The sequence below is a fragment of the Hahella sp. CR1 genome, assembly GCF_029813005.1.
Classification (GTDB): Bacteria; Pseudomonadota; Gammaproteobacteria; order Pseudomonadales; family Oleiphilaceae; genus Hahella.
Window position 1 is genome coordinate 265,884 of sequence record NZ_JAPELK010000007.1, and the last position, 14,888, is coordinate 280,771.

Here is a 14,888-nt window from a genome sequence, read left to right on the forward strand (position 1 = left end):
ATACTCCCCGCAAAAAAGTTCAATACGTTTAACGCCTGAGTGAGCATGCCTCCAGGCAGCCGCCGAAATCTAACAACTCATCATTTTTATCTTCGGCGGCGTTCTCCCCAATAGCAAAGGTGATTGCATATGTTAAATGGAAAGGCCGGACTAGCATCTCTCTCCGCCTGCGTCTTAATGTTATCCCTATCCAATCCTGACGCGGCGCAAGCGGCGGGATTACTCAAACCCCAAAGCGGCAGTTTACCAGACCTGGATTTACGCTCCCAAGACGTCAACGTCACCATCGAAGGCGAATACGCCATCACCACCGTCGATCAGGTTTTCTATAATCCCAACGCCCAGCCTCTGGAAGCCATCTACTCATTTCCAGTACCGGAAAAAGCCGCCGTCTCCCAGTTCACTTATTGGATCAACGGCGCGCCGGTTCATGGCGAAGTCGTCGCGAAAAAACAGGCCCGGGAAATCTATGAGCAGGAAAAATCGGAAGGTCGCAACGCAGGTCTGACCGAACAGGACGCCTATAAAACGTTCGACATCTCCATCAGCCAGGTCTTACCGCAACAGGAAACCAAAATACGCCTGGTGTATTTGCAGCCAGTGCATGTGGACACCGGAATCGGCCGTTACGTCTACCCACTGGAAGAAGGCGGTGTGGATGAGGAAAAACTGGCTTTCTGGACCGCCAACGAGACAGTGAAAGAACGCTTCAGCTTCAATCTTGATTTACGCAGCGGCTATCCGGTGGAAGCCTTGCGTTTACCCGAGCATCCACAGGCGCAGATCTCGCGAATGGACGAGCAGCGCTGGACAGTTTCCCTGCAGTCAGACGCTCAAAGCCAAGCAGCCGTTCAGGAAGGCGCCGCCAATGCGCCCGCTTCCGCTCCCAGCGCTTACAGGCTGGATAAGGACATCGTGGTCTACTGGCGGCAACAACAGAATCTGCCAGGCTCCGTCGACTTGATCACCTATAAAGAACCCGGCAAAGAAAAAGGGACCTTCATGCTCACCGTGACGCCCGGAGACGACCTGCCGGCCATTACCGAAGGGCGCGACTGGACGCTGGTGCTGGACCGCTCCGGCTCCATGTCAGGCAAGTTCTCCACCTTGCTGGAAGGGCTGCGTAAAGGGTTCGCCAAGTTCAACAGCAATGATCGCGTTCGCATCATCATGTTCAATGACAACGCGACTGACATCACCAACGGATGGGTGCAGGCGACACAGGAGAATCTGCAGCAGGTAGTCAGCGCCGTCGAGAATGCGGGTCCCAGCGGCGGCACCAACCTCATGTCAGCCATTCAAGGCGCGCTCACCGGACTTGATGCAGACCGCACCAACGCTATCTGGCTAGTCACCGACGGCGAAGCCAATGTCGGCGAAACCAAACAAAAGGCGTTTATTGAACTATTGGAGAAAAAGGATATTCGCCTGTTCACGTTCATTATGGGCAATTCCGCCAACCGTCCTCTGCTGGAAGCGATCACCAAGCATAGTAACGGCTTCGCCATCAGCGTCAGCAATAGCGACGACATTATCGGTCAGCTCATGCTGGCCGCCAGTAAAGTCGACCACGCCGCCCTGCATGGCGCCAACTTGAAGATTTCCGGCATCAAAACCGCAGACGTCTTCCCCAAACAAATCGGCAGCGTTTACCGCGGCCAGCAATTGGTGATGTTCGGTCATTACTACGGTTCCGGGCAGGCGAAAGTGGAGCTGACAGGCAAAGTCTCAGGGTCGCCTATCCGCTATCAGACTCAGTTTGAAGTCAAAGACGGAACCCTGCATCCTGAACTGGAGCGTCTCTGGGCCTTCGCACAGATCGAAGATCTGATGGATCAGCAGCAGGATTATGGCGAGGATGCAGACCGTAAACAGGCTGTCACGGATTTAGCCGTCGAGTACGGTCTGGTGACCGACTACACCTCGATGCTGGTGCTGGATGAGGGACGCTTTGAACATTACGGGGTGGAACGCCGCATCGGAGATCGCATCCAACGTGAAGAGTCCGCCCGCGAAGTACGAGCGCAACAACCTGCGCAATCTCACCGGGTGGACTCGCAACAGCCGATGTACACCAAGAGCCGCCCATCATTTGGCGGAGGCGGCGGTGGCGGGGCCATCGACGGATTCATGCTGGCGCTGCTGGGCGCACTGGCCATCGCCGGACGTTGTTTCCGACCTCGTAAGCGCTAACTTCGGGAAACAGCAAAGAGACGGAACCTTCCGTCTCTTTTTCTTTTTAAGACAATGACATAAATGTCTACTGCCCAGCTTGATCGGCTCAACGGCGCTGGTATAGCATGGCCGGCCAATCGCGCCATATCCCATATAAGGAAAACCGACGCTAAATGGCTAATTTTAATACACATCTGCTCGGCGGAGCCGCCGCATCCGGCGTACTGACCTCTACCCTGCTGTTGACCGGTTTATTCACCCCCGGGCAAGGCATGGCGCTGTGGGTAGCAGGGACCTTGGCGGGCCTGGCGCCAGACCTGGATGCAGACACCACCGCCATATTAAAAGGACTGTTCAGCGCTCTGGGCGTCATGGCTTCCTTTGTCGTACTGTTTACGTTCCCCGACCTGCCTCTGTTGCCGCTATGGGGCGCCATGCTGGTGGCGTTTCTCACCGTTCGTATAGCCGTGCTGCAGGTGTTCGCTCACCTCACTGAGCATCGCGGCTCTTTCCACTCACTGTTGGCCGCCGCCAGCTTTGGGTTGGGTTCCGCGTTTTTATGCTGGCGCTTCATCGATCAAGGCGTGGACTTCGCCTGGGCATTGGGAGCCATGGTGTTCGCCGGCTATATCGTCCATCTTATTCTTGACGAGTGTTACGCGGTTAATCTGGCGGATATGGAGTTCAAGCGCTCATTTGGAACCGCGTTGAAGCCGGTGAGCATCGATAACTGGTGGGCCAGCGGACTCTTTCTCGCCATCGCCATCTATTGCGCCATACAACTGCCACCGCCGCACAAGTTGCATCTTGAGGTGGTCAGGCTGGCCACTCTGGATCATATCTGGCTATCACGCTCCTAGAGGCCGTTTAAAATTTATGCCAGTAAGAGTCGGCAATAGCTTTGACCTTATCGCTTAGATAGGGGTTATCGACATAGAAGGTGTGTCGCTGTTCAGGATGGATAGCGGCGATCATCTCTTTGATGGCCGGATGGGAGTTAAAATTCTTCATAAAAGCGCCGTTCTCATAGGCTCGCCGCAGCCCCAGAGTAAGGATGCGATAACGCTCGACATCGTCTTTCCCCAAATAAAGGAAATAATCGAACTTGTACGCGACCATCAAGCGCGGCTCGATCATCAATCCTTCCCCCGCATGCTCACCGAGTTCAATAACCGCCTCGTGAACGCCGCGATTAAAGCCGTCAAAACGCCCCCGTTTTAACATCAACCAGAGGCTGGCGTAAGTGGACTCAGTCACCGTAAAGCCTGCGGAGCGCAATATGTCCGTATCCGGCCAGTTCACACCCGAGCCTATCGTCAGCGTCTGTAGATCCGCCAGTGAGCTGACTTGGGAGAACTTTTCCGCATGATCTTCACGGATCATGAACACCCGATGCCCCAACAGTCCTCTCGTCAGGGGCACATCGACCTGTAAGAAGCGCTCTTCCCGAGTGCGGCTATATCCAGTGAAGAACACATTGAGAATGTCCGAGCGCCGGTGCAGTAGATTTAAGATGCGTTCCTGAGTGGCGTCCCCCATAGACACCACTTCCAGGGTATGCTCGCCCGGCGCATAGTTAAGCGCCAACTGCACGACACTGATTTCGTAGCTGAAAATTTCAGCGTCGCCATGCAGCAGGCCCAGCTTGAAATCCGCCGCCTCTGATCGGCTGCATAGGGTGACAAATATAAAAAGCAAAAAGATACGAATCGCCATAACGCGGGCTGTCCCAGCATGGGGGCGGATATCTGCAACCTATTCACAAACGGCTTTATAAATAGTAGACCAGTTCGGACTTGATATAGCTTCAGTTCAAACTGCTTCACGCGGCGCCCTATTGCGCCACGGATTTTAACGTGACCAGGGAAATTTCTGGAGGAACCCGAAAACGCACAGGAAGAATACTGGTCCCAACTCCCGGGGTTACAAACATCTGGCGACCGTCCTCATCAATATGCCCAATGGCGAATCGCTCGCCATATTGAGACGGCACAATGGGCCGACCAATCAATGGCAGGTTAACCTGACCGCCATGGGTATGACCGGCGAAAGTCAGGGATACGTGGCGAGGAATGTCGTAGAACACATCAGGGTTGTGAGTGAACGCCAGTACAGGCGCCTCCGCGGGAATGTCGCCAAGGGCTTTGCCGATATCATGCGCGCCTTCCCAATAATCGCTGATTCCAGCCAACCAGAACTGGCAATCCCCCTGGGTCAGCTCTTTGGACGTGTCTTCCAAAAACTCGATATGGGTTCCCGTAAAGGCGTCGAGGATCAATTGTGGGCCATGCCACCAGTCATGATTGCCCATGACGGCGTACACGCCCAGGCTGACTTGCAGCCGGTCCAGCTCAGTGGCGATGTCGCGCGGCTCCGCAAACTCGCCGCCAATCACGCCCTGAATTACAAAATCTCCCGCCAGCAACACCAGGTCCGGCTTCAACGCATTGGTTGCGTCAACTAGCTCCCTCAGCCGGGATAAGCTATTGTGCGGCGATCCTACATGCAGATCGGCCATCACCGCCACCTGTAACCCATCGCAGGACTGCGGCCAGGGATGAATGGCGATACTGACTTCATTTTCAACCAACGACGCAGGCTCGATCCAAAACGCCCAGACGCCGAGCGCGATGCTCAACACAGCCAGGCCCATCATAATACGACGAAAAATTATCACTGCTTTGGGCTCCCGACCGCCTCTCGTTTATTCAACTTTCCACACTGGATTTTTTGCGCAAGTGGTAGGTCAACGTCATTGCGATACAATGACGCAACGCCTCCACGGGAATATCGTCCGCCATATCAAACAGAATGCTGCGATTTCCCTCAAACCGAAACTCATCGCCATAGATGCGCCGAAACGTCTCCACCAGATTTGTCTGACAGTGGAAATAAACCGCATATCCAGAGGACGGGGACTTTAAGCGATCGATTCTGAGGGTACTGCCGCTTTTCGTCTTTGCAGTCAGATAGCTGGGCTGTCCCCATTTGAGCGTTTCCTCCAGCTCGCCCACGCCTTCAGTGTTTCTCGCCACGTCAAAAATCAAATCACGCAGGAACAACAACTTTGCTCTCACTTCATCCGGGTACGCGGCGAATGTCGCCTGTACGCGCGCATCAGCGAATTCAACACTGGCGTCGCTCATTTGGCTTCCTTCAATCAGAACCGGCGAGATAAGAAAACTCGCCATATTTAAGTTGGGGGTCAGCGTCTCAGCGTAGGGCGCTTGCAACGCCCTGACAACGCACCGTTAACAATTTATTGCAACACAGCCTTTAAAGCGCGCTGCACGGGCAGTTTATAATCGGTCTTTTGGCTCTCCAGCGCACTTTACGAGGATGTAATTTTTAGATGAAAAGATGGTTGCTGCAATTATTGGTGGTTGTCGCGCTGGTTCCCGCAGTCTGGTTTATCTCTACGCCGGATCAACGCAGAACCTATCTGAACGCGCTGAGCCTGCCGCAAGATCCCTCATGGCTGCACGAAGCTAATTTACTTGCCCTGCTGGGTAAAACACCTCAGCAACCGCCCGAAGCAGAATCGTTGACGGACAGGACACCCATGCCTGACGCGCCAGCATCATCGCCTACTTCATCAAAAGACGCAGCGCCCAATGTCATGAGCGCTTTGCGGCAAATGGCGCACAGCGCTCTGCCTCAAACCATGTGCGGAAAGACCGCCACTCGCGACATCCGGGACGTGGAAACCCCACAGATTTACAAATGGACTGACGCCAATGGACGCGTCCATTTTTCTGACAGCGCCCAGAACAAAAGCGCGCAATTCGTGGGCGAAAGCTACGCCTCACAGAAGAAGTATTTCGATTTCAAGCTGACCAGCAAAGGCATGCCACGCAACGGCCTGGTGGAAGACAAGATCCGAGCCGCCGCCCAACAGGTTTATACACAACTGGAAGCGTATCTCGCGCCGGAACGCCGTAGACAGATCATTCTTAACCTGGAGCTTTACGGTGATCGCGCTGAGTACGAAGCCCTGCGTAAAAAAGTGTTCCCCGGTTTCAACGCCGCCGCGTTCTTCTCCCACGGGGCCAACACCATTTATATGGTTAACGAGGACCAGATGGAGACCACGGTCGCTATCGCCAAGCACGAAGTGGTTCACGCTGTTCTGGCGGGCCTGGTCGGCCCCATGCCTACATGGCTCAACGAAGGCATGGCGGAGTACCTGGAACACGGCGGACTGCCCTACAAGGCGCTCCCCATTGATTTGAGCGAAAACGCCATTAACCAGCTGCTCGCTACGGAGCATCAGGACTTTTATAACGCCAGCGCGGAAAGCAACTATATGGCGTCACATAAATTGGTGGCGTACCTGAACAGCTCCGGCGAAGGTCGTCGTGTGATTGCAGACATTTTTAATGGCCTTGCCGAATCGCCCTGCAGCCAGGTCGATAGTCTCGGAGTCGTCACGGGGGCGATGGGGGATGTGGGGCACCTGGCCAAATTGCTCTGATCTCAGGCTCGTCGCTATTGTGCGCCGCTCCCATCCAGCGACCATTGCCAGAACCGCTCCCTGGCGTTGCCGGGGCGGCTATTAGTCATAAATAAGCCGACAGTCCGGTATCGCGGCTCCACCTCAATATTCCCATGCAGACAGGCGGCGGAGCGTGGCGGATTGACCAGCGCAGAGGCCGCCTGCATCCAGACAGGATTCTTTGCTTCACCAGCCTTCTGACTGAAACGAAGCATGTTATAGGGCGTCGGGAATGGCAGCGTCAGACTGCCCTGCTCTTCGTCCAGCCTGTAGTCGCTGGACAGGGAAGCGTCCGTGTCGACGCGAATGGCGCTTTCATTGCTGCTGTATGGGTCAGAACTCCAGATATAACCGATGGCGACCTCCGACTCCACTGGAGTGACGATATGCAGCTCGTCATCCAACCAGCATGCATAGGTCACCGCCAGATGCTCAATATCCTCATAGCGCTTGCCATCCAACTCCAGGTTCAAGCGCAGCACCTCTGTTCCAGCAGGCTTTTGTAAAACAGCATGCCTGATCATCTCGCCATCAGGCATGCGCCAGACTTCATTTCCCACCAATTCTATAACGCCGTCAGCCGCCTTGGGCGAAGCGGTCAAACTTCGTCTCGCATCCCACTCTCCCTGAATAAAAATACCGGACGTCCCCTCCACTAACCAGACTGGCGTCGCCCCCAATATCAGCATACGAAACAGTAACAAAGCAATATGCGCCATGGAAACGCGATAAGCGGCGGAGAGGCCCCATACAAACAGGGTCAATATGGCGGGCGCCAGCACCAACACGCACAGATAGAAGACACCCAATCCCTCCATACCGGAAACAGTGGAAGGAAGTAGAATCGTCGCACCGACGGCGCCCGCGACGCCAATAGCCAGGATCAGGTGCACGCCAATGGCGCTGAACCAGTCCAGAGGATAGTCTGGCCTACGACGAAGCCCGTTGCGACAGGCGAACAAAAGAAGGACGGCTAAAGCCAATACAAAAAGGATTTTCAGGCTGGGCAGGATATATAAGTAAAAAATCGCCGTCACGGTACGTCTCCAGAAAGGAAAAGGTATCTGAAAGCCTAGCTTTCACAGTAACCCATAACCACATCAGCGATAAAAGTATCGCATAGCGAGACGACAAGACGTAACGACGCCCATGCACGCCCAGACAAACACCCCGGCTCAGTTAACGCTGCGATAGGCTCTCACAGCGTTAACTGCAGTCCGCTGGCGTCACTGCCGAGAGGCTTCGTACTCTTGAATCGCCCACAGAATTCTACGCGCCCCTTTCATCACTGTTTCTTCATCAGGATGAATGCCATCGCCGCGATGTTCGAACGTACGCCAGGGATTCACCAGCAGTGCGCCTTCAAGCTCATCATGAATCCGGCGCGCATATAAGCGGCCGAAGAATTTAAAATCATCATTGCTCATCGCCCAGGTCAGTCCGGATAAATTGGCGAAAAGAGACAGATCGAGATCATCCGGATTCGGATAAAGGGGATATACGGGGGTGAGGCCCAGGTCCAGTACTTGTTGGCCAATAGCAATCAGGCGATCCACCGCCGCATTCATTTCCGCATTGCTGCACAGGACAGTTTTAGACTGTTCGATACCGAATGAATCGGAATGCAGGCAGTCGTTGCCAATACTGATAATCACATAATCCGCGTTGTATCCAGCAAAACCAGATGGGTCATATTGCGCCACCCGCATTAACGCTTTTTTCAGTTGCGTCTCGTAACTGTCCCAACGCGCAGAGCCGCACTCCGGATTACAACTGATACGGCTGAATGTGGTGGCCCCCGCCTGCGCCTCGCTTTTGACTTTCACCCCATATCGCATCAATGCGTTACCCAGGTCGACATAATCTCCTGAACCAACCGATATCCCCGACAATGGTCCCTGCAGGTCGGAGTTTAGAGGCGTATCGCCACTGGCGTAGGAAGCGCCTATCAGCAACACGGGCTTATCGATCGCTGCGACGGAAGTGGTCAGGAAAATTCCTGTGGCGAGCAGTAGTCTCACAATCAGTTGTAATGCGTTCACTATTCTTGATCTCCATGTGGTTTAACCAGTACCTCACCCTCTAGCCATCCGGGACACCTGCCGCCGGGACAAACTTGGCGACAGTTCGCTATCAGGATGTAACGCATTTATAACAACTCCGAGCACATTGAAAAACGCACGATTGTTACATGGCGGAACGTAACAAAGCATATATGCTGAATAATGTTTGTTTTCAGAACATTTCAAAAAGCAGAGCGGTAGAATCATGAATGCGGAATTTTTCCACCAGCCCCGCCAATTTCGAAAAAGCGACTTTGCCCTGCGCCTGAAAGAGCTGCGCAGTCATTTCGGCTACACCCAGCAAAAGGTGGTGGATGGCGTCAATGAGCTTCTGCCCTTAATACAGCACCGCCCCCACCCGCTTTGTCGCAGCCGATACGCCAAGTGGGAATTGAACAACCGCACAGAAATGCCAGACTATCCAGAGCTGCTCGCCTTGTGTCACTACTTCGAGCAGGAACCTTACTACCTGCTCACTGGCGTCAACGGGCCTCGCAAGTCCCGCAATAGTCAGCATGCGCTGGACACCCTTTATAGCCGCTGGGAAGAAGACATTCACTTCAAGTACGTCGTAAAAATGTTGCTGGAGCGCACTCCCGAAGCCACTCGAAGATTAGCGGAATTAATCGACGTGCTGACGTTAGGCGACCGCAGCCTGCTCAATAATCACAAAAACAGGGCGAACTGATATCCCGCAGAGCGAAGCAACTTTTTCCTAACTTCCAACCTTAGGGTAAACCCCATATTGCCCCTCTGCTGCATAGCCTGCACACTGCTTACTACCCTAAGCATCAGAAACAAAAGGATATTTTATGAAGTCCGCACTAGGAGCCCTGTTTGGGTGCGCGCTCTCTGGAGCCTGTTTCGCCACCAACTTGAACATCGTCGACTACGGCGCCACGCCGGATGACTACAACGATGATGACGCCATCGCTATCAACGCCGCCATCAACGCCGCCCGCGAAGGGGACGTCGTCATCGTTCCTGAAGGGACATTCCATATTCGCGAAACGATCAACCTGAAAAGTAACGTCAGCCTGAAAGGAGAGGGCTACGCCAAGTCAGGCATTGCAGCGTTATTTGAGGGGGATGATCCAGAAGATATCGCCCTTAAAGGTAAGAACGTCACTAAAGTCACCATTTCCGGCTTGCGGCTTAAAACCAACTTGAGCGGCGGCGTTAAAGCGCTGGTTTATATCAAGAACTCTTCCGACGTCACTATCGACGACGCCAGCTTCCACCGATTCAAACGCCACGGTGTTTACTTCAGTAACACCGTGAACGGAAAGGTTCTGAACTCCAAGTTTCAGGAAGCCACCGAAATTAATACTGGCGGTTATGGCTATGGCGTGGTTTACACCGATGGATGTGAAGGCGGCCGAGTAGAAAACAGCGACTTTAATGGCCCGGATATCCGTCATGGCGTCGTCGTGCAAGGCGGAGACGCCAACGGTCCCAGCCACGGCGTCGTGATCAGGGACAACCGCTTTGTGCATACCGCTCAAGACGCCATCGACCTGCATGGTTACGGCGAGTACGGCAACTATGTCATGTACAACACCATCCAAGGCGACCCGGACAGTGACACTATTGGACGCGGAATTGGCGTCGGCGAAGACGTTCACGGCCCCTCAGGAAGCGGTAACGTCATCAAATACAACGTTATCCGCGATACCCGTTACGGCATTCATGTACTGACCGGCTCCCCCAGCGTCACCATCCGATACAACGAAATTTACGACTGCAAGCGCTACGGTATTTACATCCAGAATGGTCCCGATGCGGATATTCGCGACAATAAAGTCGAGGGCTGTGAAAAATGGGGCATTTACGTAGAAAAAGGAGACAACACCGTCATTCGTAAAGCGGAGACAGGCAACCAGGTCCATAACAACGGACTGGGCGGCTCAAGCTTTGGGGGCGTGCGCGTTGATGCAGACAATTCAGGTCTGGATATTCAGGACAACGATTTCTGCAACAACGAAAGCAAAGGCGGCGTAAACCTCTCATTCGCAGGCCAGGGCACGGTTAAAAACAACCTTTGCCAATAACTTCGTTGGGTCCTTGAAATTGCGGGACTACAGCCTGCCGCCCCACCAAGGTCAGGCAGGCTGAACTCGCGTCAACTTGGACCGTCATATGCCTGGCGTCAAACCCCAGGCTTCCATATTGCGCTTCCGCTCTGCGGAGTTAGACGCACCAACCACCCTAAACATCAGAAACAAAGGATATTTTATGAAATCAGCACTAGGAGCCCTGTTTGGGTGCGCGCTCTCCAGCGCCTGTTTCGCCACCAACTTGAACATCATCGACTACGGCGCCACGCCAGACGACCACAGCGACGATGACTCCATCGCCATCAACGCCGCCATTAACGCCGCTCGTGATGGCGATACGGTCATCATCCCTGAAGGAACCTTTCACACCCGCGAGGAAATCATACTGAAGAGTCGTGTTAACTTGAAAGGCGCGGGGTACGCCAAATCGACGATTACTGCGGTATACACCAGTAAGGACAATGACGACGAACATAAAACCTTAATTAAAGGCAGGTACCTGTTTTCGGTCACCATATCCGGGCTGAGACTGAAAACCATCCATCCAGAGGGAGTCAATAAGCTGATTTCCATCATAGATTCTGAAAACGTCAGCGTTAATGAAAGCAGTTTTCACCGATTTGAAGAGCATGCCGTTTATTTTTATAACACCGTCAACGGCAGAGTCGCCAACTCCCGGTTTCAGGATGCAACGAATACGAGCGATGGAGGACATGGCTATGGCGTGGTCTACACAAGCGGGTGTAATGGAGGCAGAGTGGATAACAGCTACTTCTATGGCCCCGATATTCGTCACGGCGTAGTGATTCAAGGGGACAAAAAAATAAACCGCCCCAGCCACGGTATCACTGTAAACAGCAATTACTTCAAAGACACAAAACAAGACGCCATTGATCTACATGGGTCAGGCGAGTACGACAACCTCGTCATAAACAATACCATCGTGGGCAATCCCAACGACAAGACGTTAGGCCGAGGAATTGGCGTCGGCGAAGATGTGCACGGCCCTTCTGGTAGCGGAAATATCATTAAAAACAACGTTATCCGTAATACTCTTTACGGCATACATGTCCTGGCGGGTTCGCCCGACGTCAAGATCTCGGGGAATAAAATATATAATTGCGATCGCATGGGTATATTCATTGAGAAAGGGCAAAACGTAGATGTACGAGCCAACACAATAGAAGGCTGCAGATGGTGGGGTATTTATGTGGAAGACGGCGACAATACCACCATTTCTTCAGGAAGCGAGGCTACAAACGAAGTGCACGGCAACGGCTGGGGCTCCAGTGGAACTTGGCGTGAACCCAAAGTCTATGGCAACGGCGGCGTACGCGTAATGAGCCAAAACTCTGGGATGAATGTGCGAAATAACAACTTTTGCGACAACGAGAGCAATGGCGGCCCCAACTTCCAGTTTGAAGGGCAAGGTACAGTCCTGAATAATCAATGTCAGTGAGGAGAACTAACTCCTCTCACATGTGATTAATGCGTCGCCAGGGCAGCCGCAAACTGCCCTGGCAGCGTCCCTCTTCTTCAGTCCTAGCCCAAACATCGCTAATACTCCGTCTTGGGAAACTCATTTTTCGACAACCAATAATAGAAGATCGAGTAAATGGTGTCGTAAAAATCCTGTATCCCATATTCCATTCTTTTGCTGATCAGGCTGGAAGCGCCCGATTTGTAACACTCAATCGCTGTGCGTTCATGGGTGGATTCCGTTAGAACGACAATGGGCGTAAAACGATTATGATCCGATTTACGGATCGCCTGCATGACTTCATAGCCGCTGGCGATTGGCAGCCCCAAATCCACCAGAATGAGGTCGAAGTGGGCGTTGTGAACCTTGAACATCGCCTTGGCGCCGTTATCCACAAACTCGCACTGGCATCGAACTTCCCGACGCTCCAGAACCCTGCGCATGAGGTCCACCGTGTCCTGATCGTCCTCAATCACCAGAACCCTGCGATTGTGCGATGTGCTGCTTTCCATTAAACGGTAATCTGCATAAGACACGTTTTTCCGCTCCTTATGAAACCTGTTATTCAACGGTTCGCTCAGGGATTGACGGCGGGAAGGTCACATTTCTGCGAGACGCGGACAATGAGAAGACGTAAACGGACATCGGGCTGATCATAACCCGCCAGATGGACCGCTCCCTGGCGATTAGTCGATTTAAGCATAGTTTAAATCGAGGGCTAAGGCCGAGCTTGCCCCTGAAACGAAAAAAGCCAGCCTTCTGAGGCTGGCTTTTTCAGCAAATGCAGCTGGCGATTAGCCTTGCATTGGCACCAGTTTCAGCTCAACGCGACGGTTGGCTGCGCGGCCTTCAGTCGTGCTGTTGGTGGCCACAGGATAACGCGGACCGTAACCGATAGTTTGCACACGTGAACTCGCCACGCCTTGGGAGATCAGGTAACGACCAACGCTGCCGGCGCGCTGCTCGCTCAGACGCTGGTTCAGGTCCAGGCTGCCGGTAGAGTCAGTGTGGCCGCTAACCTGAATAATAGTTTTATCGAACTCTTTCAAGACCAGACCAACTGAATCCAGTGTATCGTAGAAGTTGGCTTTGACATCAGAACGGCCAGTATCGAAAGTGATGTTGCCAGGCATAACCAGGGTAATCTCGTCGCCGTTACGCACTACGCGTACGCCAGTGCCTTCCAGACGGTGACGCAGCTCAGACTCTTGCTTGTCCATGTAGTAGCCGATGCCGCCGCCTACAGCGCCACCCGCAGCTGCGCCGATCAGAGCGCCCTTGCCGCGATCTTTCTTGCTGGAAGTGGCCGCGCCAATTGCTGCTCCAGCAACCGCGCCGATCACAGCGCCGGTAGTTGCGTTAGCGGTTTTCTTTTCCCCAGTGTAGGGATCGTAGGTTTGGCATCCAGCGGCCAGGGAACCCGCTACTACAAGAGCACAAAGCTTAAATTTCATTCTCTATCTCCAGATTTATCAGAGTTGGCGGTAATTGTAGTTTCATTTTTCTTAACAGAAGCTGAACGCTGACCAGCGATAGCTCTGTCAAAAGCTTCACTGATCCAGCCAAAGACCCTTGCCCGGATCTCTGGCGACTCGTTTACCAGTTGATGACGTCCCGTCTCCAGATATTGCACTTCCGCATTCGGCAACAGGCGCTGTAATTGCGGAATATTATGGCGCCAGTCCACGGTAGTGTCTTCCTTACCTTGCACAATGGTGACAGGTTGCTCCAGCGGGTCCGTGCTTTCAATACGTTTTACCCACCGTCGCAACGCGCCCACCCAGTCAATGGACACCGCCCTCGACTGCAAAGGATCTTTGTCTTTGAGAAACTTAATAAATTCGGGGTCGTTGGAATTGACCATAAATACCCGACGCCAAGTACGGATAAAAGGTCCAAACAAGGTATGCAGCATCACCACGGAGCGCCACCCCTGCGGACGCACCAACGGCGCCAAAAACGCCCAATGCAGGAACGGGCTGCTTTCAGGCGTGAACCGGTTACTGAACAGATACTCTATTAAAACCGCCCCGCCCGTGCTTTGCCCCACGGACATCCAGGGTTTCGGCATATGGCCGTCGCACAGCATCAGACAGGCTTCCAAAATAGACTGATATTGAGCGAAGTTCTTGATCGAAACGGTCTCTCCGCTGGACAGTCCGTGACCGGGCAAGTCATATGCGACCACCGCGTAGCCATCGCGCAACAAATGCTCAACCAAATGCCCAAACAGTCCCACATGGTCAAAGTAGCCATGAAACACAAATACCGTACCGCGCGGCCGGGGAGGCGTATACATATGACAGGCCAGTCGATAACCAATAGCCTCAAAGTATCCCAGTCGATGCGCTACGCCAGTAATGCGGGTTTCTTTATCGATGCGATAGTAACTGCAGTAGTGTTTTTCTATCTCAGTCAGATGGGGCGCGTCTTTAAATGAAATAGGACGCAGTTGCTTGCGCAGGAGTTCTCTGTCCCAGAATGGCGTCATGAAAAAATCAAACCTTAATTTCAGGTCGGGCCGGCCCGCCCCAGATTCCTTTTGGCGAAGCACTCATTGCCGCCGCTATCTTCGCGCCGGATATCACACCGACGTCTGTTCAGCATAGACCAATCAC

At 53.3% G+C, this 14,888-nt stretch carries 14 protein-coding genes; 6 read left to right on the plus strand and 8 right to left on the minus strand.

Annotation, left to right across the window (positions count from 1 at the left end; translation table 11 throughout):
• Nucleotides 1-129 precede the first annotated feature (129 nt).
• Complete coding sequence (locus ONV78_RS18590; protein ID WP_279505388.1) at nt 130-2,193, plus strand: VIT and VWA domain-containing protein; 2,064 nt, start codon at nt 130-132, stop codon at nt 2,191-2,193.
• 155 nt (nt 2,194-2,348) lie between these two features.
• Nucleotides 2,349-3,035 (plus strand): metal-dependent hydrolase, encoded by a 687-nt coding sequence (locus ONV78_RS18595; protein ID WP_279505390.1) that lies wholly within the window; start codon nt 2,349-2,351, stop codon nt 3,033-3,035.
• 7 nt (nt 3,036-3,042) lie between these two features.
• Here ONV78_RS18595 and ONV78_RS18600 read toward each other — a convergent pair whose 3' ends face one another.
• From ONV78_RS18600 to ONV78_RS18610, 3 genes are all read right to left on the minus strand, one after another.
• Nucleotides 3,043-3,891: a hypothetical protein gene (locus tag ONV78_RS18600; protein WP_279505391.1), complete on the minus strand. Its 849-nt coding sequence runs from the start codon at nt 3,889-3,891 to the stop codon at nt 3,043-3,045.
• Between the two features lie 118 nt (nt 3,892-4,009).
• Nucleotides 4,010-4,852, minus strand: a complete 843-nt coding sequence (locus ONV78_RS18605; RefSeq protein WP_279505393.1) for a metallophosphoesterase — start codon at nt 4,850-4,852, stop codon at nt 4,010-4,012.
• 31 nt (nt 4,853-4,883) lie between these two features.
• Nucleotides 4,884-5,321, minus strand: coding sequence for a DUF1801 domain-containing protein (locus ONV78_RS18610; RefSeq protein WP_279505396.1), 438 nt, complete (start codon nt 5,319-5,321; stop codon nt 4,884-4,886).
• A 206-nt stretch (nt 5,322-5,527) separates the two neighbouring features.
• On the opposite strand from ONV78_RS18610, the gene ONV78_RS18615 reads away from it, so the two are divergent.
• Nucleotides 5,528-6,649, plus strand: a complete 1,122-nt coding sequence (locus tag ONV78_RS18615) for a DUF4124 domain-containing protein (RefSeq protein WP_279505398.1) — start codon at nt 5,528-5,530, stop codon at nt 6,647-6,649.
• 14 nt (nt 6,650-6,663) lie between these two features.
• Here the strand turns inward: ONV78_RS18615 and ONV78_RS18620 are convergent, their stop codons facing one another.
• Both ONV78_RS18620 and ONV78_RS18625 read right to left on the minus strand, forming a co-directional pair.
• Complete coding sequence (locus ONV78_RS18620) at nt 6,664-7,707, minus strand: hypothetical protein (protein WP_279505399.1); 1,044 nt, start codon at nt 7,705-7,707, stop codon at nt 6,664-6,666.
• 189 nt (nt 7,708-7,896) lie between these two features.
• Nucleotides 7,897-8,712, minus strand: coding sequence for an SGNH/GDSL hydrolase family protein (locus ONV78_RS18625; RefSeq protein ID WP_279505400.1), 816 nt, complete (start codon nt 8,710-8,712; stop codon nt 7,897-7,899).
• 226 nt (nt 8,713-8,938) lie between these two features.
• On the opposite strand from ONV78_RS18625, the gene ONV78_RS18630 reads away from it, so the two are divergent.
• The 3 genes from ONV78_RS18630 (at nt 8,939) to ONV78_RS18640 (ending at nt 12,249) form a co-directional block, all read left to right on the plus strand.
• A complete protein-coding gene (locus ONV78_RS18630) occupies nt 8,939-9,421 on the plus strand; it encodes a helix-turn-helix transcriptional regulator (RefSeq protein ID WP_216735685.1) in 483 nt (160 codons plus the stop codon).
• A 124-nt stretch (nt 9,422-9,545) separates the two neighbouring features.
• On the plus strand, nt 9,546-10,784 hold the full coding sequence (locus tag ONV78_RS18635) for a right-handed parallel beta-helix repeat-containing protein (RefSeq protein WP_279505402.1): 1,239 nt from the start codon (nt 9,546-9,548) through the stop codon (nt 10,782-10,784).
• A 184-nt stretch (nt 10,785-10,968) separates the two neighbouring features.
• A complete protein-coding gene (locus tag ONV78_RS18640) occupies nt 10,969-12,249 on the plus strand; it encodes a right-handed parallel beta-helix repeat-containing protein (RefSeq protein WP_279505403.1) in 1,281 nt (426 codons plus the stop codon).
• Nucleotides 12,250-12,347: 98 nt separating this feature from the next.
• Here the strand turns inward: ONV78_RS18640 and ONV78_RS18645 are convergent, their stop codons facing one another.
• The 3 genes from ONV78_RS18645 to ONV78_RS18655 form a co-directional block, all read right to left on the minus strand.
• Entirely contained in the window at nt 12,348-12,806 is a 459-nt protein-coding gene (locus ONV78_RS18645) for a response regulator (protein ID WP_216735682.1), read from the minus strand.
• Nucleotides 12,807-13,064: 258 nt separating this feature from the next.
• Complete coding sequence (locus ONV78_RS18650; protein ID WP_279505405.1) at nt 13,065-13,724, minus strand: OmpA family protein; 660 nt, start codon at nt 13,722-13,724, stop codon at nt 13,065-13,067.
• Nucleotides 13,721-14,761, minus strand: a complete 1,041-nt coding sequence (locus ONV78_RS18655; RefSeq protein WP_279505407.1) for an alpha/beta hydrolase — start codon at nt 14,759-14,761, stop codon at nt 13,721-13,723. The genes ONV78_RS18650 and ONV78_RS18655 overlap by 4 nt, the downstream gene beginning before the upstream one ends.
• Between the last annotated feature and the right edge of the window lie 127 nt (nt 14,762-14,888).

Coding starts and splice junctions, on each gene's coding strand:
- ONV78_RS18610 (WP_279505396.1), bottom strand. CDS start 5,321: ATGAGCGACGCCAGTGTTGAATTCGCTGATGCGCGCGTACAGGCGACA.
- ONV78_RS18640 (WP_279505403.1), top strand. CDS start 10,969: ATGAAATCAGCACTAGGAGCCCTGTTTGGGTGCGCGCTCTCCAGCGCC.
- ONV78_RS18655 (WP_279505407.1), bottom strand. CDS start 14,761: ATGACGCCATTCTGGGACAGAGAACTCCTGCGCAAGCAACTGCGTCCT.
- ONV78_RS18615 (WP_279505398.1), top strand. CDS start 5,528: ATGAAAAGATGGTTGCTGCAATTATTGGTGGTTGTCGCGCTGGTTCCC.
- ONV78_RS18630 (WP_216735685.1), top strand. CDS start 8,939: ATGAATGCGGAATTTTTCCACCAGCCCCGCCAATTTCGAAAAAGCGAC.
- ONV78_RS18590 (WP_279505388.1), top strand. CDS start 130: ATGTTAAATGGAAAGGCCGGACTAGCATCTCTCTCCGCCTGCGTCTTA.
- ONV78_RS18595 (WP_279505390.1), top strand. CDS start 2,349: ATGGCTAATTTTAATACACATCTGCTCGGCGGAGCCGCCGCATCCGGC.
- ONV78_RS18650 (WP_279505405.1), bottom strand. CDS start 13,724: ATGAAATTTAAGCTTTGTGCTCTTGTAGTAGCGGGTTCCCTGGCCGCT.
- ONV78_RS18600 (WP_279505391.1), bottom strand. CDS start 3,891: ATGGCGATTCGTATCTTTTTGCTTTTTATATTTGTCACCCTATGCAGC.
- ONV78_RS18635 (WP_279505402.1), top strand. CDS start 9,546: ATGAAGTCCGCACTAGGAGCCCTGTTTGGGTGCGCGCTCTCTGGAGCC.